The organism is Endozoicomonas sp. 8E (assembly GCF_032883915.1).
Lineage (GTDB): Bacteria > Pseudomonadota > Gammaproteobacteria > Pseudomonadales > Endozoicomonadaceae > Endozoicomonas_A.
Genome location: NZ_CP120717.1, coordinates 7209369 through 7233361, shown reverse-complemented (window position 1 = coordinate 7233361; position 23993 = coordinate 7209369). Strand labels below are relative to the sequence as shown.

The 23993-nt window shown below is 49.2% G+C and carries 18 protein-coding genes, 2 tRNA genes and 3 rRNA genes; 14 read left to right on the top strand and 9 right to left on the bottom strand.

Features of this window, described 5'->3' with window-relative positions; genetic code table 11:
• Nucleotides 1-366 precede the first annotated feature (366 nt).
• The gene (locus P6910_RS25925; RefSeq protein ID WP_317144113.1) at nt 367-1143 is read left to right on the top strand and encodes an exodeoxyribonuclease III; all 777 of its coding nucleotides are present in this window, start codon (nt 367-369) and stop codon (nt 1141-1143) included.
• Nucleotides 1144-1442: 299 nt separating this feature from the next.
• Here the strand turns inward: P6910_RS25925 and P6910_RS25920 are convergent, their stop codons facing one another.
• On the bottom strand, nt 1443-2942 hold the full coding sequence (locus P6910_RS25920) for a hypothetical protein (protein ID WP_317144112.1): 1500 nt from the start codon (nt 2940-2942) through the stop codon (nt 1443-1445).
• Nucleotides 2943-3255: 313 nt separating this feature from the next.
• Nucleotides 3256-3975, bottom strand: coding sequence for a ribonuclease PH (gene rph / locus P6910_RS25915; RefSeq protein ID WP_317144111.1), 720 nt, complete (start codon nt 3973-3975; stop codon nt 3256-3258).
• A 317-nt stretch (nt 3976-4292) separates the two neighbouring features.
• On the opposite strand from rph, the gene P6910_RS25910 reads away from it, so the two are divergent.
• The gene (locus tag P6910_RS25910) at nt 4293-5156 is read left to right on the top strand and encodes a YicC/YloC family endoribonuclease (protein WP_317144110.1); all 864 of its coding nucleotides are present in this window, start codon (nt 4293-4295) and stop codon (nt 5154-5156) included.
• A gap of 78 nt (nt 5157-5234) precedes the next feature.
• Here the strand turns inward: P6910_RS25910 and P6910_RS25905 are convergent, their stop codons facing one another.
• The 3 genes from P6910_RS25905 to epmB form a co-directional block, all read right to left on the bottom strand.
• The gene (locus P6910_RS25905; RefSeq protein WP_317144109.1) at nt 5235-5489 is read right to left on the bottom strand and encodes a hypothetical protein; all 255 of its coding nucleotides are present in this window, start codon (nt 5487-5489) and stop codon (nt 5235-5237) included.
• Nucleotides 5490-5621: 132 nt separating this feature from the next.
• Complete coding sequence (locus tag P6910_RS25900; protein WP_317144108.1) at nt 5622-7298, bottom strand: hypothetical protein; 1677 nt, start codon at nt 7296-7298, stop codon at nt 5622-5624.
• A 93-nt stretch (nt 7299-7391) separates the two neighbouring features.
• A complete protein-coding gene (epmB, locus tag P6910_RS25895) occupies nt 7392-8447 on the bottom strand; it encodes an EF-P beta-lysylation protein EpmB (RefSeq protein ID WP_317144107.1) in 1056 nt (351 codons plus the stop codon).
• Between the two features lie 29 nt (nt 8448-8476).
• Here epmB and efp point away from each other — a divergent pair, with 29 nt between their 5' ends.
• Nucleotides 8477-9046, top strand: a complete 570-nt coding sequence (gene efp, locus P6910_RS25890) for an elongation factor P (protein WP_317144106.1) — start codon at nt 8477-8479, stop codon at nt 9044-9046.
• 121 nt (nt 9047-9167) lie between these two features.
• Entirely contained in the window at nt 9168-10157 is a 990-nt protein-coding gene (epmA, locus tag P6910_RS25885) for an EF-P lysine aminoacylase EpmA (protein ID WP_317144105.1), read from the top strand.
• 104 nt (nt 10158-10261) lie between these two features.
• Here the strand turns inward: epmA and P6910_RS25880 are convergent, their stop codons facing one another.
• On the bottom strand, nt 10262-10390 hold the full coding sequence (locus P6910_RS25880) for a hypothetical protein (protein ID WP_317144104.1): 129 nt from the start codon (nt 10388-10390) through the stop codon (nt 10262-10264).
• 336 nt (nt 10391-10726) lie between these two features.
• Here P6910_RS25880 and P6910_RS25875 point away from each other — a divergent pair.
• The 7 genes from P6910_RS25875 (at nt 10727) to ylqF (ending at nt 18669) form a co-directional block, all read left to right on the top strand.
• Nucleotides 10727-12266, top strand: a 16S ribosomal RNA gene (locus tag P6910_RS25875).
• A gap of 141 nt (nt 12267-12407) precedes the next feature.
• Nucleotides 12408-12484 (top strand) — tRNA-Ile (locus tag P6910_RS25870).
• 17 nt (nt 12485-12501) lie between these two features.
• Nucleotides 12502-12577, top strand: a tRNA-Ala gene (locus tag P6910_RS25865).
• A gap of 417 nt (nt 12578-12994) precedes the next feature.
• A 23S ribosomal RNA gene (locus P6910_RS25860) occupies nt 12995-15949 on the top strand.
• A gap of 221 nt (nt 15950-16170) precedes the next feature.
• A 5S ribosomal RNA gene (gene rrf, locus P6910_RS25855) occupies nt 16171-16286 on the top strand.
• Together the 16S, 23S and 5S rRNA genes with 2 tRNA genes alongside form the textbook arrangement of a ribosomal RNA operon.
• A 541-nt stretch (nt 16287-16827) precedes the next feature.
• On the top strand, nt 16828-17754 hold the full coding sequence (locus tag P6910_RS25850; protein WP_317144103.1) for a glyoxylate/hydroxypyruvate reductase A: 927 nt from the start codon (nt 16828-16830) through the stop codon (nt 17752-17754).
• Between the two features lie 51 nt (nt 17755-17805).
• The gene (ylqF, locus tag P6910_RS25845) at nt 17806-18669 is read left to right on the top strand and encodes a ribosome biogenesis GTPase YlqF (RefSeq protein ID WP_317144102.1); all 864 of its coding nucleotides are present in this window, start codon (nt 17806-17808) and stop codon (nt 18667-18669) included.
• Nucleotides 18670-18732: 63 nt separating this feature from the next.
• On the opposite strand, the gene ispG is transcribed toward ylqF, so the two are convergent.
• Nucleotides 18733-19968: a flavodoxin-dependent (E)-4-hydroxy-3-methylbut-2-enyl-diphosphate synthase gene (gene ispG, locus P6910_RS25840; protein WP_317144101.1), complete on the bottom strand. Its 1236-nt coding sequence runs from the start codon at nt 19966-19968 to the stop codon at nt 18733-18735.
• 194 nt (nt 19969-20162) lie between these two features.
• Here ispG and P6910_RS25835 point away from each other — a divergent pair, with 194 nt between their 5' ends.
• Nucleotides 20163-20381, top strand: coding sequence for a type II toxin-antitoxin system RelB/DinJ family antitoxin (locus P6910_RS25835; RefSeq protein ID WP_317144100.1), 219 nt, complete (start codon nt 20163-20165; stop codon nt 20379-20381).
• Nucleotides 20382-20420: 39 nt separating this feature from the next.
• Nucleotides 20421-20897: a DUF29 domain-containing protein gene (locus tag P6910_RS25830; RefSeq protein WP_317144099.1), complete on the top strand. Its 477-nt coding sequence runs from the start codon at nt 20421-20423 to the stop codon at nt 20895-20897.
• Here the strand turns inward: P6910_RS25830 and P6910_RS25825 are convergent.
• Nucleotides 20867-21691, bottom strand: a complete 825-nt coding sequence (locus P6910_RS25825) for a hypothetical protein (protein ID WP_317144098.1) — start codon at nt 21689-21691, stop codon at nt 20867-20869. The two genes, P6910_RS25830 and P6910_RS25825, sit on opposite strands and share 31 nt — an antisense overlap.
• Before the next feature lie 500 nt (nt 21692-22191).
• On the bottom strand, nt 22192-22788 hold the full coding sequence (locus tag P6910_RS25820; RefSeq protein WP_317144097.1) for a hypothetical protein: 597 nt from the start codon (nt 22786-22788) through the stop codon (nt 22192-22194).
• Nucleotides 22789-23039: 251 nt separating this feature from the next.
• Between P6910_RS25820 and P6910_RS25815 the strand changes: the two genes are divergently transcribed.
• Nucleotides 23040-23951, top strand: a complete 912-nt coding sequence (locus P6910_RS25815) for a proline iminopeptidase-family hydrolase (RefSeq protein WP_317144096.1) — start codon at nt 23040-23042, stop codon at nt 23949-23951.
• Nucleotides 23952-23993: the final 42 nt, after the last annotated feature.

Here is a 23993-nt window from a genome sequence, read left to right as displayed (position 1 = left end):
TTAATCAGGGCTGTATAAAGCTGGTCCCGAATCCGGGAGGCAATGCTCTGGTTATGGAGAGAGACCTGTGACTATTCAGGTTATGAGTCGATTCCCAAGTCATTGGAGGCCGTCGCAAAGGTGCTGCGCTTCGCTGATACTGCGTTAAAAGGTGACTCAAAAATGCTCATTTACTCCCTGTAAACTGCGCTTTTTGCCACTTTTTGCCCTGTCTCAGCTTTGTCGCTACTTTTGCAGCACCCTCATTGGCGTGAGGCAGATACAGGATTAAGCCTGTTTTAATGACTGTTGACTCAGGTTGACAATTGAATCAGGTAGTTTGCTTTATGCCGGGCCAGGTCTGGTTCAGGCAAGGTGTAGTCAATAATGAGAGTTATCAGCTTTAATTGCGAAGGCATAAAAAACGCGCGTGAAAAAGGCCTGTTTGGCTGGTTGATGGACCAGGATGCCGATGTCATCTGTTTGCAGGACATTCGTGAGGATGAGTTTGCAATGGAAGAAGACCATTATCAGCTCAATGGATATTTCTGTTATGCATACGATGGTTATGACAGGAAAGATTGTGGCGGTGTAGCTATTTATACACGTCAGGCGCCCAAAGCTATTATCAGCGGGCTTGGTTTTCCCGAGGCGGATGAAACAGGGCGTTATATTCAGGCTGACTTTGACAAGATCAGTATTGCCAGCATGTATGTGCCTGAAGGTCATGATGCTGCCAGCCAGAACTTCAAGTATCGCTTCCTGGACAATTACTCCCACCACCTGAACAAGCAGCGTCGCAAGCGCCGTGAATTCATTATGGCGGGTACCTGGAATATTGCTCATCGCAAGATTGATGTGGCCAACTGGCGCGATTCTGAAGAAGTTTCCGGTTTTCAGCCTGCCGAACGTGGCTGGATGGAAGGCCTGCTGGGTGATATGGGCTTCTTTGATGCTTATCGTGAAGTGGATCGTGAGTCTGGCAAATACAGCTGGTGGCAAAATGAGTTTCTGCGTCACGATAATCTGGGCATGCGTATTGATTATCAGATCATCACGGCCGGGATGCGTCACAGTGTCTTGAATGGCGGTATCTACAAAAACCAGACTTTCTCCAGTCACGCGCCGGTCATCATCGACTTTGACTGGGAGCTGGAGAGCTGATCTGTACCTTCTTTATAGCTGTTTGTGTCGATAATATCAGACGGGTTGCCTGACAATGTTTGTCGGCCAAGCTTTATCAAAAAGTTCTGATTTGAAAAATCTGCATTCTGTTCAAGCTCGATAACAAAACGTCTTGTCAAAGGTTTAGACTGGCAGACGACAGACAACGACAGTAACAGCAGTGTCGTAAAGAGTGAGTGTTTAATAATTCTATCCTTGCCTCCATCTACAGAGAGGAAGGATAGATCAAGAAAATAGGTATGTTTTTTTGTCTTCCCCATCAAAGGGCGGGTATTAGTTCAAGGAGTGAGGTCATTGTCCTGGTTCGCATCAACAGGCTTGCGTTTTCGATGTATTCTTTTGTGATTCGAAAGTGCTTTAGCATTCTTGCAGACTATTCCGCACGGCCTTGACGGGCCATCCTCGCTGACTAGTGTTACGTCACAGGTTTTTTGCCCGGTGTGGTATGTGGTTTTGTGATACGACAGGGCTAGCGTATGCTTGTAGATCTTCCCGCACAGTCGCTGTCGGCCATCTTCCCCGGTAACGGTTGCATCACAGATTTGTTGCCTGGTATGGGCGTACCTTTTGTGATTCGACAGGACTTGTGCATTCTGGCAGACCATTCCGCATGGCCGAAGCTGGCCAACTTCCCCGAAGACTCTTACGCCACAGGTTTTCTGCCTGGTGTGATAATGGGTTTTGTGGTTCGACAGGGCTTGAGCATTCTTGCACACCTTCCCGCATGGGTAAATCTGGCCATCCTCTCCAAACACGGTGGCATAACAGGTTTTTTGCCCGGTGTGATATCGGTTTTTGTGGTTCGACAGGGCTCTGGCATTCTTGCAGACCATTCCGCATGGCTCAAGCTGACCATCCTCCCCGACTGAGGTTAAGTCGCAGGTTTTTTGCCCGGTGTGGTATTTGCTTTTGTGAGAAAGAAGTACTTTTTTATTCTTGAAGACCTTCCCGCATTGTCGCAGCTGGCCATCATCTATCATCAGGATCACGTTGCAGGTTGCTTGTCCGACAGGAGGAGTTGTATCGGCTGCCTCTGAAATCGAGCCTGAGGCGACCCCGTTTACGCTATCGGAAGGGTTGGGAGATTGTCGGAATCGACAAACATCGTCACAGGGATAGACAAAACAATTTAAACCCAAAGTATGGAGGGATTGTCCAGGGTCTTCATTACCGCCGCCAGTGTCAGAATGCAGGAGGCTGGTGTAATAGCCTGTAATATGAGTAGTGGCCTGTGAGGTATTCTGACCCGGTGATTGTGATGGTTGATATTGTGGTTGGTCCTGTTCAGTGCCAGGCATCATAGTGGTGATCGCAAACGGGGGATTTTGACTCGTCTCCTGCCCTTCAATTGGGTTAAACAGCGATGAGTCGGGGTTCCAATAGCTTTTTAAAAGCCAGCCGACAGTGACAACCGCTTCCAGAAGCAGCCATGAATAAGGGGTTGGGCACTGAGAGGTATTTTTGTTGGTCAGGATCAGTTCATAAGCAACCAGCAGATTCGTAGCGTATAGCCATTGCCACGAAATTGAATCAATGAGTGTTGGTTTTATCCAGTAACTGTCAGGTTCGTGTCGTTTTTTATCAGTCTGTGAATCGGGTTCTGTATAGCCGTTTGTGTCGGCAATGTCAGACGGGTTGCCTGACAATGTTCGTCGATCAAGCTTTATCAAAAAGTTCTGGTTTGAAAAATCTGCATTCCATTCAAGCTCGATAACAAAATGTTTTGTCGAGAGTTTAGCCTGGCAGATGACAGACAACGTCAGTAACAGCAGTGCCACAAAGAGTAAGTGTTTAATAATTCTATCCCTGCCTCCTGGTTTACAGAGAGGAAGAATAGATCAAGAAAATAAGTGTGTTTTTGTGTCTTCACTCATGAAAGGGCAGATGTCAGTAACAGGGCTTGGGAAATCATCCCGGTTCACATCAAAAGGTCTTGCGCTTTCGATGTGCTCTTTTGTGATTCGACAGGATTTTTGCATTCTCGCAGACTTTTTCGCATTTAACTGATAGCTGCTGCCAGACTATCGGTTATCCATATCCTTGCGTCCCATCGGGTTACGCCAGACCGGCAGGCGGTCTGGATCAAGCGGTTTATTCTGCCAGAGCTTCTTTCTGCAGTTTAACCAGGTCATCAATGCCCGCTTTGGCCAGAGCTAACATGGCTGTCATCTCGTTTTGACTGAAGGGTGCTGCTTCAGCGGTACCCTGAATCTCAATGAAGCCACCCTCTTCTGTCATGACAACGTTCATATCGGTTTCAGCGTTGGAGTCTTCAGGATAATCCAGATCCAGAACCGGGCTGCCTTTGTAAATACCAACAGAAACAGAAGCAATCAGCTGAAGGAATGGATCATTCTTAATGATCTTTTTCCTTTGCATATGGCGGATAGCATCAACCAGAGCCACGCAGGCACCGGTGATAGATGCTGTACGAGTACCACCGTCTGCCTGGATAACATCACAGTCGATGGTGATGGTGTTCTCACCCAGCTTTTTCAGGTCCACAGCAGCGCGCAGTGAGCGGCCAATGAGACGCTGAATTTCCAGAGTGCGGCCACCCTGCTTGCCTCTGGCGGCTTCGCGGCCCATACGGTCTGTTGTTGAACGGGGCAGCATACCATATTCGGCAGTCACCCAGCCTTGTCCGGAACCTTTCAGAAATCGGGGAACTGATCTGTCGACAGACGCTGTGCAGATCACTTTGGTGTTGCCAAACTCAACCAGCACTGATCCTTCAGCGTGCATGGTGTATTCACGAGTGATTTTAATGTTACGTAACTGATCTGCAGTTCTTCCACTGGGACGCCGCATTTTCTTACCTTCTACCGCCGGGAATATTAAAAGCGGAATTATAACCAAGGCCGGCTTTGGCCTCTATGTTTGCCATAAAATAACCGTTGATGACCGGAAGTTGATCGAGGCTTGATACTGCTTGCTGTTGATGTATCCTGCAACATCGGATCACAAACTTTCGCTTTGAAAAAGACCGTTTGGCTCCCGTTCCGTTCCCTGATCCGGGTTGATCAGGATTCCGACATCTTCACAGGCGGCACTCGGGGCGGTTGCTTTTCAGTGCAGTAATTTATGTTCAGCCGTTGTGGCTGACGGTTCTTTTAACAGGAACACTTATGACTTCCAGTATGACGGCATTTGCTCGCACTCAGCTCCAGGAGGGCTGGGGCAATCTGGTGTGGGAAATTCGTTCAGTCAATCATCGCTACCTGGAGCCTCATTTTCGTCTGCCAGAAGCTGTCAGGGAAGTAGAACCTGCATTGCGGGAAGTATTGAGAAAGCATCTGCATAGGGGCAAGGTAGAATGTTCATTAAAGCTGCAACTGGCAGAAGGTCAGCAGCAGATGAACGTCAATGAATCAGCCCTGGAAGCTCTGCAGTCATTGGTCAACAAAGTTGAAACCTACTTCATCAATGCTTCTGGCGTAAATCCTCTGGAGGTCTTGCAATGGCCCGGCATTATGGACAATGAAGAGACCAACATGGCTACGGTTCATGTTGCGGCTATCAAAGCCTTTGAAGAGGCTCTGATACAGCTGTCGGACTCCCGTCGCAGAGAAGGGGCCGAGTTGGAGAAGTTCATCCGGTTAAGGCTGGAAGGCGTTATCGAAGAAGTAGAGAGCGTGCGTTCTGTTCTTCCTGATTTGCTGGAGTCCCAGAGACAAAAAATCATGGACCGTCTGAAAGAGGCCAAGGCTGAACTGGACCCGGATCGACTGGAACAGGAACTGGTGTTTCTGGCTCAGAAAATGGATGTTGATGAAGAGCTGGACCGTTTGTCGACCCACGTTTCTGAAGTTAAACACACCCTGGGCAAGAAAGGAGCTATCGGGCGCCGACTTGACTTCCTGATGCAGGAACTCAACCGGGAAGCCAATACGCTGTCCTCAAAATCCATCAACGCCGGTCTGACACAGAGTGCCGTTAATCTTAAGGTGTTGATTGAGCAGATGCGGGAGCAGGTTCAGAATATAGAGTAAATTGTTCTGGTATCAGTTCTGAACATCGTTAAGTGCTAATCATTCCGCCTCCCTTGTGTTCTGGAGGCGGTGGGAGTGTCACTCAGACGACATCTTTTTAATTTTATCCATCGATATGGATTGCCAGTACGGGCAACCCGTGTATCGCCAGTTTTGAATGACGCCTTTGGAAGAAGTAGTAAACGACTGCCGACAAGTGCTCATCAGGTAGGCTGAGCCCCAGTTAGAGACCCAGCTATAAACTTTATTACCATTCTTCAGTTCCAGCATGGAACTGGGGGCTCCCCAGTTACTGATGGCTTCTTCTACGTGGTGGCCGTGCCAGGAGTCCATGACCTCCTGAGTGGTGCTACAGCCTGTCAGAAGGAAGATGAATGGTAGTACATATTGCAAAGAATGGTTGCTGAACACTTTATTGCCCCTGCTTCGACCTTCAGGGTTGAATCGAAAAAAGTATAGAAGCGATCAGTACTGATCTTCCAGCAGTCGAAATTTGAACTGTCTATAGCCTGGTGAGCTGGAGATGCATTCCAGCAGTTGTCCTTTTCGGATTTTGTCTCCCTGAAGCAGAGTGAATTTCAGTCCACTTTTGAATGAGACCCTGGGCGTTATCAGGGTGGGCATATCGTTCACGGGTGGCATGACCGGTAGAAGGAAAGCTCTCTGATAGTGACTGGTGTCCATGTTTTTTTTCAGAGGCGTGAGTGCACAGGGTTTTGTTGAGGCAGACAGAAGTTCCAAACCCATGAGCAGATCTTTTTGATTATTCACCTGAACCCAACGGACTGCGGCCAGTAACCAGTTTTTCTGGCCGGTTTCCCTGACGGCCAGAAGCTCCCCGGTTCGCAGTTGGCGTTCAAGATCACCACTGGTGCTCAGGCAGTAACCCCCTGCGCAGGTATTGATGATCGAGCAATCATAGACGGGATAGAGAGAGCCCTGATTGCCAGAGCGGGTAAAGTGAATGAGTGAAGAGCTCGTGGACATCTTTGTATCTTCATCCGTATGGGTATCATGGGCTTCGGACCAAGCATCACTGCTGTCATTGGAAGAGAAACTACTCATACCGGATTTGTTATGGGCGATATGTCCGGAAACCATTTCATCAAACGACTGCTGGCCGTGCAGGAAATAATGAACAGCGCTGAAGCCAAAGCAGATTTCACAGGTGTCTGAGCTTTTCTGACGTTGGTGTTTTCGTTGCCCGGGAAGGCTCCATGCAGCGGCCAGATGATCGATGACCCGTTTTGTCAGAGCCCCGGGCTTTTCTTCCGAGACCGATTCGCTCAGCTTTTTGAGGTGCGCGGTCAGCAGTCTGGAATCCAGAGCCAGAAGGTGATCATTTTTTTCTCCTTCCAATAGAGAGCTGTAGAGCAGCCCTTCATCGGAATCCAGATTGACCATAAAGTGCGACCGGCTATTTTCAACCGGCTCGAGTTTGCTGTGCGGTGCCCAGAGACAGAGGGCCTTGAAAATCTGTCGGATTTCCTGAGGTCTCAGCTGGTTGGATCGGGAGCGACTGAGTAGCAATGCACGCTTATAGAGATCTGAAAGAGACAGTTTTCTGGCCTTGGTAGTGATGGAATCCTCAAGGCTGAAAGTTTCAAGATTTTGTGTGTGGGCAGCAAAGTACAGGGTGTGCATTTCCAGCCACACCCGCTCAGGAACAGGTCGATAATACTCACAGGTAAAGAGCAGAATGGAGGCACTTTCAGTCAGTGATCGATGCAATGCGGCGGCCAGAGGGCTGGAAGCATCTTCCTGGCTCTGGCTGCTGCGTACAATCACTTTGTAGACTCTCAGCAGCCTTAGCAGCAGTTTCAGACAGTTATTGTACTCTTCTTGCTGAGCATCGTTAAAAGTGACGATATCTTTCAGAGCCTGATTCTGACTCTGATGAACCAGAAAATAAACGACGGGTCTGAATTGCTCAACCAGAGACCACTGAAGAGAAGGTTTTACTTTGAGGCGAGCCAGTTCCTCCAGTGCCTGCCCTATTGTTTTAAACGACAATGATCTATCAATTTTAGTCAGCTCACTGAGCCATTGGTGAACCCCGTGCACATCGGCCTGGCTGAACGATAAAGTGTTCAGGCTTTGAGACGGGAGCTGCAGCGGAATCCTTTCGTTCTGCGCGTCCATGAAATCATCCTGATTATCTGACTGCTAAAAATCCTTTAGGACCATTCCTTATATTAAGATCACAGGCTTAAAGAATCCAGCACGACAGACAGGCTAATTAACCGGTATGGGAGTTTTGCTGGCTTCTCCTGCTACTTCTCTGACCAGCCTGGGGACCAGGTAACCCGGACATTTCTGCATCAGCTCATTAACGAGCACTTTGGCTCTCTCTTCGTTTACGTCAAAGTGGGCAGCACCCTGAACCCGGTCCAGAAGATGCAAGTAATAAGGCAGAACTCCGGCATTAAACAGGGCGTGACTCAGATCAGCCAGTGATCCGGAATCATCATTGATGCCTTTAAGCAGCACCGTCTGGTTCAATACTATTGCACCCGCTTGCCTCAGCTTTTTCAGCGCCTGTTCAACCTGTTCATCGATCTCATTGGCATGGTTGCAATGAATCACCATAACGGGTTTCAGCCTTCCGCCACAAAACCAATGAAGCATTTCTTTGGTGACTCTCTGGGGAATAACAATAGGCAGGCGGGTGTGTATTCGAAGCGTTTTTACATGAGGTATATCGGACAGTGCCTCTACCATGCGGGCAAGGCGACTATCCGTGGCAGCCAGTGGGTCTCCGCCGCTTAATATAACCTCATGAATACTGTCCTGAGAGCGAATGTAATCTATCGCCTGCATCCAGTTGTCTCCGCCCAGCCGGTTGTCCTCGTAAGGGAAATGTCGTCGAAAGCAGAAGCGGCAGTTTATGGCACAGGCTCCGCTGATGATCAGAAGCAGTCTTCCCTGATATTTATGAATAATGCCCTCGGTTGGGTTCTGAGACTGTTCTGCCAGAGGGTCGAGGCTGAACCCACTGACTTCCTCAGACTCTTCACCCAGAGGCAGAACCTGTCTGAGCAGCGGATCATGCTGGTCACCCCTGGTCATCCGGTCTATAAAAGGACGTGGAATCCGCATACGAAAAGACTTGTCGCTTCTAATGGCTCCCGGCAGCAGAGTGTCTGGAAGATTCAGAATGTTGAGTAATACTTCAGGATCGGTGACTGAGTCTGCCAGCACTTTTTTCCAGTCGTCTGGCTGTTCTCCAGGAAGCAGAAAGCGGGTTGATAGCTTGTCAGTATGCACACCGTCCTCGTAACGGGTTATCATAGGGGTTTTCATTTTGCTGGTAGTGTCCAATGGCTAGTTATAGTACCAACGAATTTCGTTCGGGTCTCAAAGTGATGCTGGAAGGTGATCCCTGCGTCATTATTGAGAACGAGTTTGTAAAACCGGGTAAAGGTCAGGCCTTCAACCGCGTCAAGTTCCGCAACCTGATGAGCAACCGTGTCTGGGAGCGTACCTTCAAGTCTGGTGAAAGCATCGAAGCGGCAGACGTGATGGACTATGACATGGAGTACCTGTATACCGACGGTGAATTCTGGCACTTCATGATGACTGACGGTTCTTTCGAGCAGCACGCTGCCAGCAGGGAAGCCGTGGGAGACACTCTCGATTGGCTCAAAGAGCAGGAAGTATACTCTGTAACCCTGTATAACGGATCCCCCCTTTCTGTGAGCGCACCTAATTTCGTAGAACTGGAAGTCATTGAAACCGATCCGGGCCTGAAAGGTGATACCGCCCAGGGCGGCTCCAAGCCAGCCAGACTAAGTACAGGCGCTTCCGTGAAGGTGCCTTTGTTTATCACTGAAGGTGAAGTTCTGAAAATCGATACCCGTACTGGTGAGTACGTGGGTCGTGTGAAGTAATTGGCCGTTACCTCCAGCCTCTTTGGCTGGAGGGCTTACGCACATCGTGCGCTGCTTTAATTGATTGCGTCCCTCTAAGGGCTAACATGTGACTCATTTCGACGAATGGAGTATGACTTACATGTCATCCGACAACTGGAAGCCCACTGCCTCAATCTCGACACTGCAAGAAAGAGCCCGGCTGTTCACCAGAATCCGGCACTACTTTGACGAGCAGCAGGTGATGGAAGTGGATACGCCCATGCTTTCTGCCAGCGCGACGGTAGATCTTCATATCGACAGTTTTGTCACTCGCTTTGCACCTATCGGTGGGGTTAGTGAGCAAACCTGCTATCTGCATACATCACCCGAGTTTCCAATGAAAAGGCTTCTGGCTGCAGGCAGTGGTGATATTTATTCCCTGGGTCGAGTGTTCCGTAATGGAGAGGCAGGTGGGCGGCATAATCCTGAATTCACCATGCTTGAATATTACCGGCTTGGAATAGATCAGCACCAATTAATGGATGACATGACCACACTCCTGTCTTCAGTGACAGCCTTTAAAGAGATAGAGAGAGTCAGCTATGGGGACATTTTTCAGGAAAAACTGGGACTGAATCCTCATGGGGCATCAGATGAAGCGCTTTCTGATCTGGTTAAAAAACATGTCGATGAGGGGCTCTCAGGCCTGGAAAGAAATGACTGTCTTGATCTGTTGTTTTCAAAGAAGATTGAACCCGCGCTCGGTGTTGGTGAGATCGGTGAGCTCAATGGCGTTTATGTCTACGACTACCCAGCCAGTATGGCTGCTCTGGCGAAGCTTTATACAAATGATCAAGGCGACCGGGTGGCAGCAAGATTCGAGCTTTTTGTTAACGGTGTCGAACTGGCCAATGGTTACCACGAACTGACCCATGCTGAAGAGCAGCAGATGCGTTTCAAAACGGAGCAGACTCATCGTAGAGAACGGGGCAGACCTGTTTACCCCTATGATCATCATCTTGTTGAAGGCTTGAGATCAGGTATGCCCGATTGCGCTGGTGTCGCTATGGGGCTCGATCGCCTCCTGATGTTAATGCTGAATAAAAAGAAAATTGCAGATGTCATTGCGTTCGATTTCTTCAGAGCCTGAACAAGCGACATTTGTCGCTGGAATGATTGAGTGCCTAAATAGCACTATTGATGATTAGGTATTAATCCCCTGTTGTCATAGTCGGTTTCAGACGTATAATTCATTCACTTCTTCGGCGCAACATTCCATTGCTGGCAGGCGGCAGCGCAATCAATAAAATATTGATTGACAGTTTGGTTTGGCAATGTAAAATGCGCCGCCGCTGAACAGGAAAAGCAACGCTGATTAATCATAAGTGTTTGCCAGTTTAGCGGGTTGGAAAGCCGCTTTGGCTCCTTGGCAAAGACAAGGCTTGACAACAAAAACGGTCGCGGTAAGATAGCGGCCTCGCTGAACAGCACTGACCGCTGGTTCAGCCGATTAAAACCTTCTTGTTTTAATCCAGTTCTTTAACAAATTATCAGACAATTCGTGTGGGCGCTTGTGCGAATGGCATCGGTCAACAGAGCTTGGCTCTGAAATGATTTAAATGCTGATCAAGCAAGCGAACATACCTGTAATTCATGTACGTTTAATTGCAAATGATTGAGCAGTCGGTTTGTTCTTCGGGGCGACTGACAAAACGATTTAAACTGAAGAGTTTGATCATGGCTCAGATTGAACGCTGGCGGCAGGCCTAACACATGCAAGTCGAGCGGTAACAGGACTAGCTTGCTAGTTGCTGACGAGCGGCGGACGGGTGCGTAACACGTAGGAATCTGCCCGGTAGTGGGGGATAGCCCGGAGAAATCCGGATTAATACCGCATACGCCTTAAGAGGGAAAGCAGGGGATCTTCGGACCTTGCGCTATCGGATGAGCCTGCGTCGGATTAGCTGGTTGGTGGGGTAAAGGCCTACCAAGGCAACGATCCGTAGCTGGTCTGAGAGGATGATCAGCCACACTGGGACTGAGACACGGCCCAGACTCCTACGGGAGGCAGCAGTGGGGAATATTGCACAATGGGCGCAAGCCTGATGCAGCCATGCCGCGTGTGTGAAGAAGGCCCTAGGGTTGTAAAGCACTTTCAGCGAGGAGGAAAGGGTGTAGGTTAATACCCTGCATCTGTGACGTTACTCGCAGAAGAAGCACCGGCTAACTCCGTGCCAGCAGCCGCGGTAATACGGAGGGTGCGAGCGTTAATCGGAATTACTGGGCGTAAAGCGTGCGTAGGCGGCTTGTTAAGTTGGATGTGAAAGCCCCGGGCTTAACCTGGGAACGGCACCCAAAACTGGCAAGCTAGAGTGCGGAAGAGGAGTGTGGAATTTCCTGTGTAGCGGTGAAATGCGTAGATATAGGAAGGAACACCAGTGGCGAAGGCGACACTCTGGTCTGACACTGACGCTGAGGTACGAAAGCGTGGGGAGCAAACAGGATTAGATACCCTGGTAGTCCACGCCGTAAACGATGTCTACTAGTCGTCGGGGATCTTGCATTTCTGGTGACGCAGCTAACGCGATAAGTAGACCGCCTGGGGAGTACGGCCGCAAGGTTAAAACTCAAATGAATTGACGGGGGCCCGCACAAGCGGTGGAGCATGTGGTTTAATTCGAAGCAACGCGAAGAACCTTACCTGGCCTTGACATCCTGCGAACTTACTAGAGATAGTTTGGTGCCTTCGGGAACGCAGTGACAGGTGCTGCATGGCTGTCGTCAGCTCGTGTCGTGAGATGTTGGGTTAAGTCCCGCAACGAGCGCAACCCTTATCCTCAGTTACCAGCACTTCGGGTGGGCACTCTGGGGAGACTGCCGGTGACAAACCGGAGGAAGGTGGGGACGACGTCAAGTCATCATGGCCCTTACGGCCAGGGCTACACACGTGCTACAATGGTGCATACAGACGGTTGCCAAGCCGCGAGGTGGAGCTAATCTGAGAAAGTGCATCGTAGTCCGGATTGGAGTCTGCAACTCGACTCCATGAAGTCGGAATCGCTAGTAATCGTGAATCAGAATGTCACGGTGAATACGTTCCCGGGCCTTGTACACACCGCCCGTCACACCATGGGAGTGGGTTGCTCCAGAAGTGGTTAGCCTAACCTTCGGGAGGGCGATCACCACGGAGTGATTCATGACTGGGGTGAAGTCGTAACAAGGTAGCCCTAGGGGAACCTGGGGCTGGATCACCTCCTTAAACGAAGACCGACCTTCCATAAGCGTTCACACGAATTGTTTGATAACACCAACGGCGAAAGTCGTCTGGTGTTGTTTTGTTCTTTAAAAAAGAGTGTTTAATGAATCGGTTGTTTTAGCGGTGCGCTGAACCAGCAGGATTGGGTCTGTAGCTCAGTTGGTTAGAGCGCACCCCTGATAAGGGTGAGGTCGGCAGTTCGAGTCTGCCCAGACCCACCAATCGTGATTCGGAATATGGGGCTATAGCTCAGCTGGGAGAGCGCCTGCTTTGCACGCAGGAGGTCAGCGGTTCGATCCCGCTTAGCTCCACCATTAATCCGGACGACTCATTCATTAAGCATATTTTGCTTCATTGTCCTTTTCTTTAACAGAAAGCGGATAATGCGATCTTTAACAATGTGGAATCCAAACTTAAATAAGCTGAGTTGATTTAAAAGGCTTTTGTCTTTTAATGATATTCTTGCTGAGACACTCTCAAGTGTATGGCGTTCGGTTGTCAGTGGTCCGTTAACAGTGGCCAGTGATGAACTGAAGATCGTTAAAGGTAGTTATATGACTGCCCAATGGATCGGACCCCTTTTTCGGGGGTTGGCAAAGTATTTTTGTTTTAATCAAGGCGCAAGCTGAACGACGGAAAGAGCATACCCATGGTATGTGACTGACAGAGTGAAGATTGCGACGCCGAGTAAAGCAAAAAGACGCAGCCAAACAGATCGTTTTGGGTTATATGGTCAAGTGACTAAGCGTACACGGTGGATGCCTTGGCAGTCAGAGGCGATGAAGGACGTGGTAATCTGCGAAAAGTCTTGGGGAGCCGATAAACAGGCCCTGATCCAGGAATGTCCGAATGGGGAAACCCACTCACACAAGTGAGTATCCTTGACCTGAATACATAGGGTTTAGGAGGCGAACCCGGGGAACTGAAACATCTAAGTACCCGGAGGAAAAGAAATCAACCGAGATTCCCCCAGTAGCGGCGAGCGAACGGGGACCAGCCCTTAAGCAATTTTTGGTTTAGCGGAACACTCTGGAAAGTGTGGCCATAGTGGGTGATAGCCCCGTACGCGAAAAGCCAGTTATTGTGAAATCGAGTAGGACGGCACACGTGAAATGTTGTCTGAACATGGGGGGACCATCCTCCAAGGCTAAATACTCCTGACTGACCGATAGTGAACCAGTACCGTGAGGGAAAGGCGAAAAGAACCCCGTTGAGGGGAGTGAAATAGAACCTGAAACCGTGTACGTACAAGCAGTCAAAGCTCATTTTCGAATGGGTGATGGCGTACCTTTTGTATAATGGGTCAGCGACTTACATTTTGTGGCAAGGTTAACCGCATAGGGAAGCCGTAGCGAAAGCGAGTCTTAATAGGGCGCCAAGTCGCAAGGTGTAGACCCGAAACCGGGCGATCTATCCATGAGCAGGTTGAAGATCAGGTAACACTGATTGGAGGACCGAACCCACTGTCGTTGAAAAGCCAGGGGATGACTTGTGGATAGGAGTGAAAGGCTAATCAAGCCCGGAGATAGCTGGTTCTCCTCGAAAGCTATTTAGGTAGCGCCTCGTGTCTCACCATCGGGGGTAGAGCACTGTTTGGGCTAGGGGGCCATCCCGGCTTACCAACCCCATGCAAACTCCGAATACCGATGAGTGCAATCACGGGAGACACACGGCGGGTGCTAACGTCCGTCGTGGAAAGGGAAACAACCCAGACCGTCAGCTAAGGTCCCAAAGTAATAGTTAAGTGGGAAACGATGTGAGAAGGCCCAGACAGCCAGGAGGTTGGCTTAGAAGCAGCCACCCTTTAAAGAAAGCGTAATAGCTCACTGGTCGAGTCGGCTCGCGCGGAAGATGTAACGGGGCTCAAACTATTCACCGAAGCTACGGGGTTCAGTGGACAGTTGACAGTGGACAGTAAACGGTTGATGAGTGAAAACCGTCCACCGTCTACTGTCAACTGTCTACTGAACCGGTAGAGGAGCGTTCTGTAAGCCGTTGAAGGTCAATCGGGAGGTTGGCTGGAGGTATCAGAAGTGCGAATGCTGACATGAGTAACGATAAAGGGAGTGAGAGGCTCCCTCGCCGGAAGACCAAGGGTTCCTGCGCAACGCTAATCGGCGCAGGGTGAGTCGGCCCCTAAGGTGAGGTCGAAAGACGTAATCGATGGGAAACAGGTTAATATTCCTGTACCCCTTTTGACTGCGATGGAGTGACGGAGAAGGCTAGGCCGGCAGGGCGATGGTTGTCCCTGTTTAAGGTCGTAGGCTGTGGACTCAGGCAAATCCGGGTTCACCAAGCCGAGAACTGATGACGAACCCACCAAGGTGGGGAAGTGGTTGATGCCAGGCTTCCAGGAAAAACTTCTAAGCGTCAGGTCAAAAGGGACCGTACCCGAAACCGACACAGGTGGTCAGGTAGAGAATACCAAGGCGCTTGAGAGAACTTGGGTGAAGGAACTAGGCAAAATGGCACCGTAACTTCGGGAGAAGGTGCGCCGCTGCCGGTGACGGGACTTGCTCCCTGAGCTGGCGGCGGTCGAAGATACCAGGTGGCTGCGACTGTTTATTAAAAACACAGCACTGTGCTAACACGTAAGTGGACGTATACGGTGTGACGCCTGCCCGGTGCCGGAAGGTTAATTGATGCTGTTATCGCAAGAGAAGCGGTTGATCGAAGCCCCGGTAAACGGCGGCCGTAACTATAACGGTCCTAAGGTAGCGAAATTCCTTGTCGGGTAAGTTCCGACCTGCACGAATGGCGTAACGATGGCCACGCTGTCTCCACCCAAGACTCAGTGAAATTGAAATCGCTGTTAAGATGCAGTGTATCCGCGGCTAGACGGAAAGACCCCGTGAACCTTTACTACAGCTTCACAGTGGATCTTGATGTTGCTTGTGTAGGATAGGTGGGAGGCTTGGAAGTGTGAACGCCAGTTTGCATGGAGCCAACCTTGAAATACCACCCTGGCAATATTGAGGTTCTAACCCAGGTCCTTTATCAGGATCGGGGACATTGTGTGGTGGGTAGTTTGACTGGGGCGGTCTCCTCCCAAAGAGTAACGGAGGAGCACGAAGGTTGGCTAAGCACGGTCGGACATCGTGCGGTTAGTGTAATGGTACAAGCCAGCTTGACTGCGAGAGGTACATCTCGAGCAGGTACGAAAGTAGGTCATAGTGATCCGGTGGTTCTGAATGGAAGGGCCATCGCTCAACGGATAAAAGGTACTCCGGGGATAACAGGCTGATACCGCCCAAGAGTTCACATCGACGGCGGTGTTTGGCACCTCGATGTCGGCTCATCACATCCTGGGGCTGAAGCCGGTCCCAAGGGTATGGCTGTTCGCCATTTAAAGTGGTACGCGAGCTGGGTTTAGAACGTCGTGAGACAGTTCGGTCCCTATCTGCCGTGGACGTTGGAAGTTTGAGGAGAGCTGCTCCTAGTACGAGAGGACCGGAGTGGACGAACCACTGGTGTTCGGGTTGTGTCGCCAGACGCATTGCCCGGTAGCTAAGTTCGGACGGGATAACCGCTGAAAGCATCTAAGCGGGAAGCCCCCTTCAAGATGAGACTTCCCTGGCCGCAAGGCCCATAAGAGACGTTGAAGACGACGACGTTGATAGGCGGGATGTGTAAGCGTTGTGAGGCGTTGAGCTAACCCGTACTAATGACTCGAGAGGCTTGACCATATAACGCCAAAGCGATTTGTGCAGCGCAGCGGCCAGCTGAAAGAAGCTGGAAGCCTGAAGCTGTAAGCTTGAAGCCGTACACAGTGAACGAGAGTGTTGAGCAAGAATAAACAACACAGCTTAAAAAGATATTTGGATTCCAGAGCCTTCTGCTTGCGACAAACAGCTTCAAGCTTCCAGCTTCAGGCTTCCAGCTCAAAAGCAAGGTTCGACCAGTTTTGCCTGGTGACCATAGAGTGTTGGAACCACCCGATCCCATCCCGAACTCGGAAGTGAAACGACACATCGCCGATGGTAGTGTGGGGCTTCCCCATGTGAGAGTAGGTCATTGCCAGGCATTGAATAAAGCAAAACCCCAGTTGAGAGATCGACTGGGGTTTTTTGCTTTTTGGTACCCGAACCCGCAACCGACAGGTTCATCCATAACGACTTTAGAGAGTTGCAGCATTCTATCAAGAGTTTATTAATGATCGAATCTGCAAATTGTCATTTCTTTTGGTTAGAAGGGGCAAGGCAGACTCTGTCTCCGTAATAGTCGTTGTTGAAATTGCAATCGCTTTGCTTTTTGGATTGCTTAAATGAAATATTGAGACTATCTTGATTTCTCTCTGCTTGTTTGGATTCATTCATGGGATTGTCCTCTTGTTGTATAGAATAAAAGTTAGAGGCAAGCGGATGAGATTGGAAATTGGTAATGGCTATCACAATGATAGAAAAGCTGTATTCAAATTATTGCAGTGCAGGACGCTTAAACTGCCTCTAATCAATATCTGTTAATAAGGCCCAATTATCCTTAACTGTGCTCAGGCTTTTTCTGGTCGCGACTCAGGACAATATTTCTAATTATTATTTCATTATTTACCACGGAGTTAAGGTTGATGAAAATCATTGTGTATAACAAGAAAAATAGTGAACTTTGGACTTCAGCCGTCAGGGATGCTTTCCCTGATGCAGACGTGCGTCATTGGGCTAAAGAAGCATGCCATGACTGGCTGGCGGATTATGCAGTGATCTGGCAACCTCCGGCCGAGTTCTTTCAACAGCAGACCCAATTAAAAGTAGTATTTAACCAGGGTGTCGGTGTTGATAGTCTGGTTGATCTTGAGAGCCTTCCGGCTGATCTTCCTGTCCTCAAGTTAAGAGGAGTCGGCATGGAGGAATACATGTCGGATTACGTGATATATGGGCTGCTGCATTTCTATCGTGATTTTGATTATTACAGTCAGCAACAGTTAGATAGTAACTGGCAGCCCCATAAAATCAGCAAGAAGTCAGAATGGACGGTTGGCATTCTCGGTCTTGGTGTTATTGGTAAAGCGGTGGCAAAGGCTGTCAGCGATTCAGGATTTCCGGTCATTGGCTGGAGTCGAACTGAAAAGCAGATCGACGGTGTTAAAGCTGTATCAGGCGATGAAGGACTGGACCACCTTCTGAAACACTCCAGAGTGCTGGTCAATCTCTTGCCCTCAACACCTTCTACCCAAAAGTTGTTGAATCAGAAGACCTTGGAAAAGCTGCCTGAAGGCAGTGTTTTGATTAATGGAGGACGGGGCGATGTTATCGAGGTAGAGGCTTTGCAAAATCTTCTGGAAACAGGCCACATAAGAGGCGCCATGTTGGATGTGTTTGAAGTTGAGCCACTGGACAACAAGCATCCCCTTTGGCAGAACAGTCGGGTGATTGTTACGCCCCATGTTGCGGCCCCAACTCCGATTGAGCGGGCGATGGAACAGATTGTTGCTGACGTAGCGCTCATTGAGCAGGGAGAAATGCCGCCAGCAATAGATAAAAGCCTGGGTTACTAGATTGCTCCGGAGCATATAGAATACCGGCCTTCAGTAAACAAAGGTGTTGTTATGGCAATTAACTGGTTTCCCGGGCATATGCACAAGGCTCGAAAGGAGATCAAGAAAGTGGTCCCGGAAGTCGATCTGATCATCGAAGTTCTGGATGCCCGTCTTCCTTTCAGTAGCGGAAACCCTCTGGTGCCTTCCCTGCGTGGTAAAACGCCCTACATTAAAGTCTTGAACAAGAGTGATCTGGCTGATCCTGCTGTCACAGAGCAGTGGATCAGGGAGATGGAAAAGGAAGAAGGCGTTAAGGCCATTGCCCTGACCCAAAGTCAGCCGGAAAAAGTTCGTGGTGTTCTGAAGCTGGCCGAGAGCATGGTAGAACGCAAACTCGATATCAAAGGCATGAGAGCCATGATCCTGGGGATTCCCAATGTCGGCAAGTCCACCATGATCAACACGCTTGCCAACCGTATTATTGCCAAAACCGGAAATGTTCCCGCAGTTACCAAACAACAGCAGCGCATCAAGTTGCCCAATGGCATGGTGCTTTTGGATACGCCCGGATTCCTCTGGCCCAAGCTGGAGCCTGAAGCCTGTGGCTATCGACTGGCCATTTCCGGAGCCATTAAAGATGCAGTTCTGGAATACGAAGACATCGCCCTGTTTGCTGCTGGATATTTTCTGAAAGCGTACCCGGAAGCTCTCAGGCAGCGTTTTCAGATCAAAGAGTTGCCTTCCAGTGATATCGAACTGATGGATGTGATTGCTGCCCGCAGAAACTGCATGAGAAGAGGCGGTATAGCTGATCTTCACAAAGTCTCTGAGATTCTCCTGAATGAATTCCGCAGCGGTGGCCTGGGGCGGATCAGTCTGGAAACACCTGAGATGGTTGAACAGGAAAGACCTGAGCCAAAAGAAGCAGAGTAAATCAATATAACCGGAGCATAAAAAAGCCCGCTGAGCGGGCTTCTATGGAATTTGATTGAGCCTTTACCGGCTGGCAATCAGTGACTCCCTGGGGGAGTATGTTTTGTGGACGTACTCTTCAATCATTTCCTTGTACTCTTCAGTGATATTGTCACCCTTGAGCGTAGTTACTTTTTGACCGTCGATAAACACAGGTGCTGAAGGCGCTTCACCAGTTCCGGGCAGACTGATACCGATGTTGGCATGTTTGCTCTCACCGGGACCGTTAACAACACAACCCATAACCGCTACTTTCATTTCTTCCACACCCACAAATTTGTGACGCCAGGTCACCATTTTGGTACGCAGAAAGGCGTCTACTTCATCCGTCAGAACCCTGAAGAAAGTACTGGTAGTTCGACCGCAGCCAGGGCAGGCGGTCACCTCAGGAGAAAAGCTACGGACATCCAGTGCCTGTAATATCTGTTGGGAAACAATCACCTCTCGATCACGGCTGCCATTGGGCTCCGGCGTCAGGGAAGTACGAATGGTGTTACCAATACCCTGCTGGAGCAATACGCCCATGGCAACACTGGACGAAACAATCCCCTTGCTACCCATACCCGCCTCGGTCAGACCCAGATGGAGTGCATATTCACAACGCTCTGAGAGCATCTCGTAGACACTGATCAGGTCCTGTACCCGGGAGACCTTGCAGGAAATAACAATTTTGTTGGCCCCAAGCCCTCTTGCTACAGCTGCATCGGCACTGGTCAACGCAGAGAGTACCAGAGCTTCGTGCAGAACTTCCTGAGAGGATTTAGGGTTTTCAGAGCGTGCGTTTTCATCCATTAAACGAGTGGACAGCTCTTTATCCAGACTGCCCCAGTTCACCCCGATACGAATTGGTTTATCGTACTTTATGGCTACGTCAATCATGGCGTTGAAGCGATCATCTTTCTTGTTGCCAAAGCCAACATTGCCTGGGTTAATGCGATATTTGTGCAGCAGGCGGGCAGTATCATCGTACTTTGTCAGCAAAATATGACCGTTGTAGTGAAAGTCGCCGACAATAGGGACATTGTAGCCCTGCTGGGCCAGCTTCTCATAGATGGCCGGAACTGCAGCAGCCGCTTCTTCGGTGTTGACCGTCACCCGGACAATCTCAGAGCCAGCGTCCGCCAGAAGCTTTATTTGCTCAACCGTACGCTCGACATCAGCAGTATCCGTATCCGTCATGGATTGGACGACTACAGGAGCATCGCCACCGATGGTAATGTGTCCCACCTGAACAGCGTGGGTTTTATGGCGTCGGCCCATTAACTTGATTCCTCCGGAATAGGTTATCGAGTTGCTTCGACAAAAAAACTGGCAAGTGCCTCTGGTGAGGTAAAAGTGCTCACAACGAACGTTCAGGCAGCCAAACAATCTAGATAGTTTAACACTTATCGGGAAAAGCGTAGCAGGAACAACGCATCCGTTGGTCGTCGGTTTCATGTACCATACGAGAAATCATGAATTCCAGTCAGAAATATGCCACGGGAGATACCACTATGGCTAAAGAAACCACCGTCAGAGCGCGTATCGACGAAGCGTTAAAGGAAGAAGCCGAACAAGTGCTTCGTAAACTGGGACTAACGACCTCCCAGGCTATTAATATCTATTTCAGCCAGATTGCCCTGAGAAAGGGGCTGCCGTTTGATGTGGTGATTCCTGACAAAAAGAAAACATAAACTATACTCTCGGGCCTAAGCCGGATTGGAGGCAATTTCATGAAAAATCTATACGAGACTGATTATTATCGCTGGGTTGAGCAGCAGAAAGAGTATCTGACCAATCGTCAATTTGACCAACTTGATATAGATAACCTGATTGGGGAAATCGATGATATGAGCAGTGAGTTGGATACCTTGGAATCTCGTTTGACGACACTTTTGCTCCATTTACTGAAATATGAGTATCAGATTCGAGTTCTGAATCCTGTGCTGCCCGAGCCCTATAACTGCAGAGACTGGAAAGGAACGATTGATAGAACAAGGCTAGCGATCAATAAGCTTATAAAGAGACGGCCTCATCTTCAGAGTGAGGTGAAAAGCCTTTTCGATGAAGCTTATGTTGATGGCAAGGTCTTGGCTATCAAAGCAATGAATAACTATGTTCAGCCTCATCAGCAACTGAATGAACACAGCTTTCCTGAGATTTGCCCATGGACATTTGATCAGATTATGGAAGAAGACTGGCTGCCTTGAGTCGTTGATTCATTCAAGGCCATCGCTAACTCAGCAGGGATTTTCCAGACACCCACCTTAAGGATTGTGGTCTGACCATTTCTGCTTTCGCCTGATGGTGTAATATGCCAGTCCCATTCATTTACAGGTTTACCGGGCCAAAGGGGGGGCGCAACGGTCGTGATAACCTCAATGTCATCGTCTTTGTACTCGTGGCGTTCGTAATCAGAAATTAAGAGAATGGTAAAACCCATCGCTTTTAAAGTCATGATGTGGGCTTTCTGGATAGCCGTCATCATGCGTATTTCCGCGTCACCTTCCGGTGGGCTGTTGGAGAATGATAACGGAATCTGTGAAAGCATATTCACACTAATTGCCAGACTGAAACCCTTGAGCGGCAACGGTGCGGAAGAAGGCAGGCTTATCTTCTTGCTGCTGAAGTTGCTACAGAGTTCCTCGAGAAGGCCGGTGACATCCCTTAGTTCAAATTTAATATTTGGATACTGTTTCAGTTTGGCAGCAAGCTGCGGCGGCTTTACGGCGTCGAACAAAAGGGCACCGGTCGGATGATCGTTGAGTGCTTGCAGCGGGAGATCAAGGCCCAGTCCTGAGCCCAGAATCAGAATGGGTTCAGCAGGATCTGCTTCCTTTATGGCGTCATTAATGGCAGCGCGGGTTTGCTCCAGATGGGGTTGCCAGGCTTTTTTGTTTCGCTGGTACTTCCCTGCAATCGCAGCAACCTCCTGCACAAGCCCTGCCTGTCGTGCGCCTTTTACTGCCCTTGAGAAGGCCCATGTGAACGCCTCGATAATCATTTGAATATTTTTCCGGGGTTCATGATTCCATTCGGGTCTGGGGTCTGTCGGATTTAATGCTGTTCTACTACTGTAACGGGTTTCCCACGGGCTATGCCAGTTTGACGGTGCAGGCGCAACCCGTCAGCCAAGTGTTCTGGCTGTGATCAAAAGGCCAGCTTTTTCCGGGGCAGCAAAAGGAATGACCTTGCTCAAGACGGGTGCACAATCTGTTATACACTTTTTATGCACAGGTTTTTGCCGGTGAGCTTAGAGAAAGCAACAACAAGAACATTACATAAATAAAGGCTTTTAGACGACTATGGAATTTGTCTACTTAAACTGACCGCTGCTGACAGTTGTATTTATCCACAGCTTTCATAGAGAGTTTTCCACAGAACCCCGTTGAGTCTCCCTCTTGTCAGATCATTTCTGCCTATTGGGAACTTTACCGGGAAAAGCGACTGAGCCGTTTCTCATTCAGATGTTCTGCTGGGCTGCATGGATCAACCCTTTGTGGGCTATTTAGCAAAGTAATACAACGGCTGCTGTAAGGGATTGTGATCTACAGGTTGTCTCTTGGTATCACTGAACCTTACATCTTTATCTGCTTGAGATTGGGTGTCGAAGTGATTCAAACAATCTTCTTTGGAGAGTGCCGTTTCTTTCAACAGCCTCTCTTCAGAACATACCTTATGTTTTATCTCATCGGAATTGAGCTGGCCGGTCATAGTTGAAGGAGTGTGTTTGTCATCAAACTTATCAATGCAAAAAGCGATCAGTTGCATTGAACTCTCAGGTTTAAGCGTTTGGCTCAGAGTTCCGGTATAGCAATTCTTAGATAACAGTCTCAGATTGTAGCCATACAGGTTTAGAATGCTGCCAGTGGCATCGTCTGACCATTGCAATCTCAGAGTGTCGGAGTATTGGCCGCCGTCATCCCGGCAAAGATTATTTTCTGAGGAGACGGTCAGTGCACCAAGCGCCGAATGATGAGACGCTTTGCTCGTAATCGCCATGTTTCCCGAAAACATGAGCAGATGGCCATTCAGATAACTGCCCGGGATAAGCATCCCTTCAAGGCGGTCTCCCGATGAAACACTTATTCCTGATAGCAATATGTTGTCTCCAGCAGGCCCAAAAGTTTTCTGGCAGGCTGTGGATGCACCGGTTTGGGTTGAGCAAGCCAGCAAGGTTAGAATCAGGATCAGGGCAGGAGTCTTCATAACAAACGAAAAACCGTTGAAAAATAAATAATTTAGTCAAAACGATGGCTCGGAAATAATAGTAGGTAAATGAGCGCATTGCCTCTTTTTCCACAGAAACTGCCTACACTGAATCCGTTGCGAAGTCTAAACAGTGTACTGGCATGATGACCAAACAAGAGAAGCATAACGCACCGGGAGTTCAGTGGGTGACACTGAATAACGGCTATCGGGTCTGGACTCAGCGGGTGGGCTCTGGGCGATTAAGGTTACTGACACTGCACGGCGGACCGGGATGCTCCCATGAGTACCTGGAATGCCTGGAAGACTTTCTTGTTCCTCAGGGAGTGGAGGTCATTTTTTATGATCAACTGGGTTCATGGTGCTCAGATCAGCCTGAAGATGGGTCACTTTGGCAATTGGAACGATTTATTGATGAGATCGAACAGGTTCGGACGGCATTGGGCCTGGAGGATTTTTACCTCTTTGGCCACGGCTGTGGTGGCTTGTGGGCGATTGAATATGCACTTAAGTACCAACGATATCTGAAAGGACTCATTCTCGGCAGCATCACCGGCAGTGTTCATTCCTATATGGCTCATATCAAGCACCTTCGGGAGCAGTTGCCACCGGAGGTGGTAGATCAAATAAAACCATTCGAAGCGGCGAACGATCTGGACAATGAAGAGCACCCTTCTCTTCTGATGGAACATCTCTATCGCAAGTACATTTGCAGATTGCCTAGCTGGCCTGAAGCTCTGAGCAGGGCCTTTGATCACAGGAATCTCAGTGTTTACAACACTATGCAGGGTAATAATGAGTTTGTTTTTACCGGCAATCTGCTGGGCTGGGATCGTTGGAATGATCTGGCCGGCATCCGTGTTGCAACACTGGTACTGGCTGGACGCTACGACACAACGGCGCCGGACGATCAGAAGCAGATGGCTTCCATTCTGCCTCACAGCAGGCTGGTACTCTGTGATAACGGCAGTCATTGCTCTATGTGGGATGATCCGGAAAACTACCGGCAAGCGCTCGTGGACTTTTTGAAAGATGTAGAAAACGGAAGAATATAACGACTGCATGGAATGGGCTTCATTGATTCTTCCTAAGACATT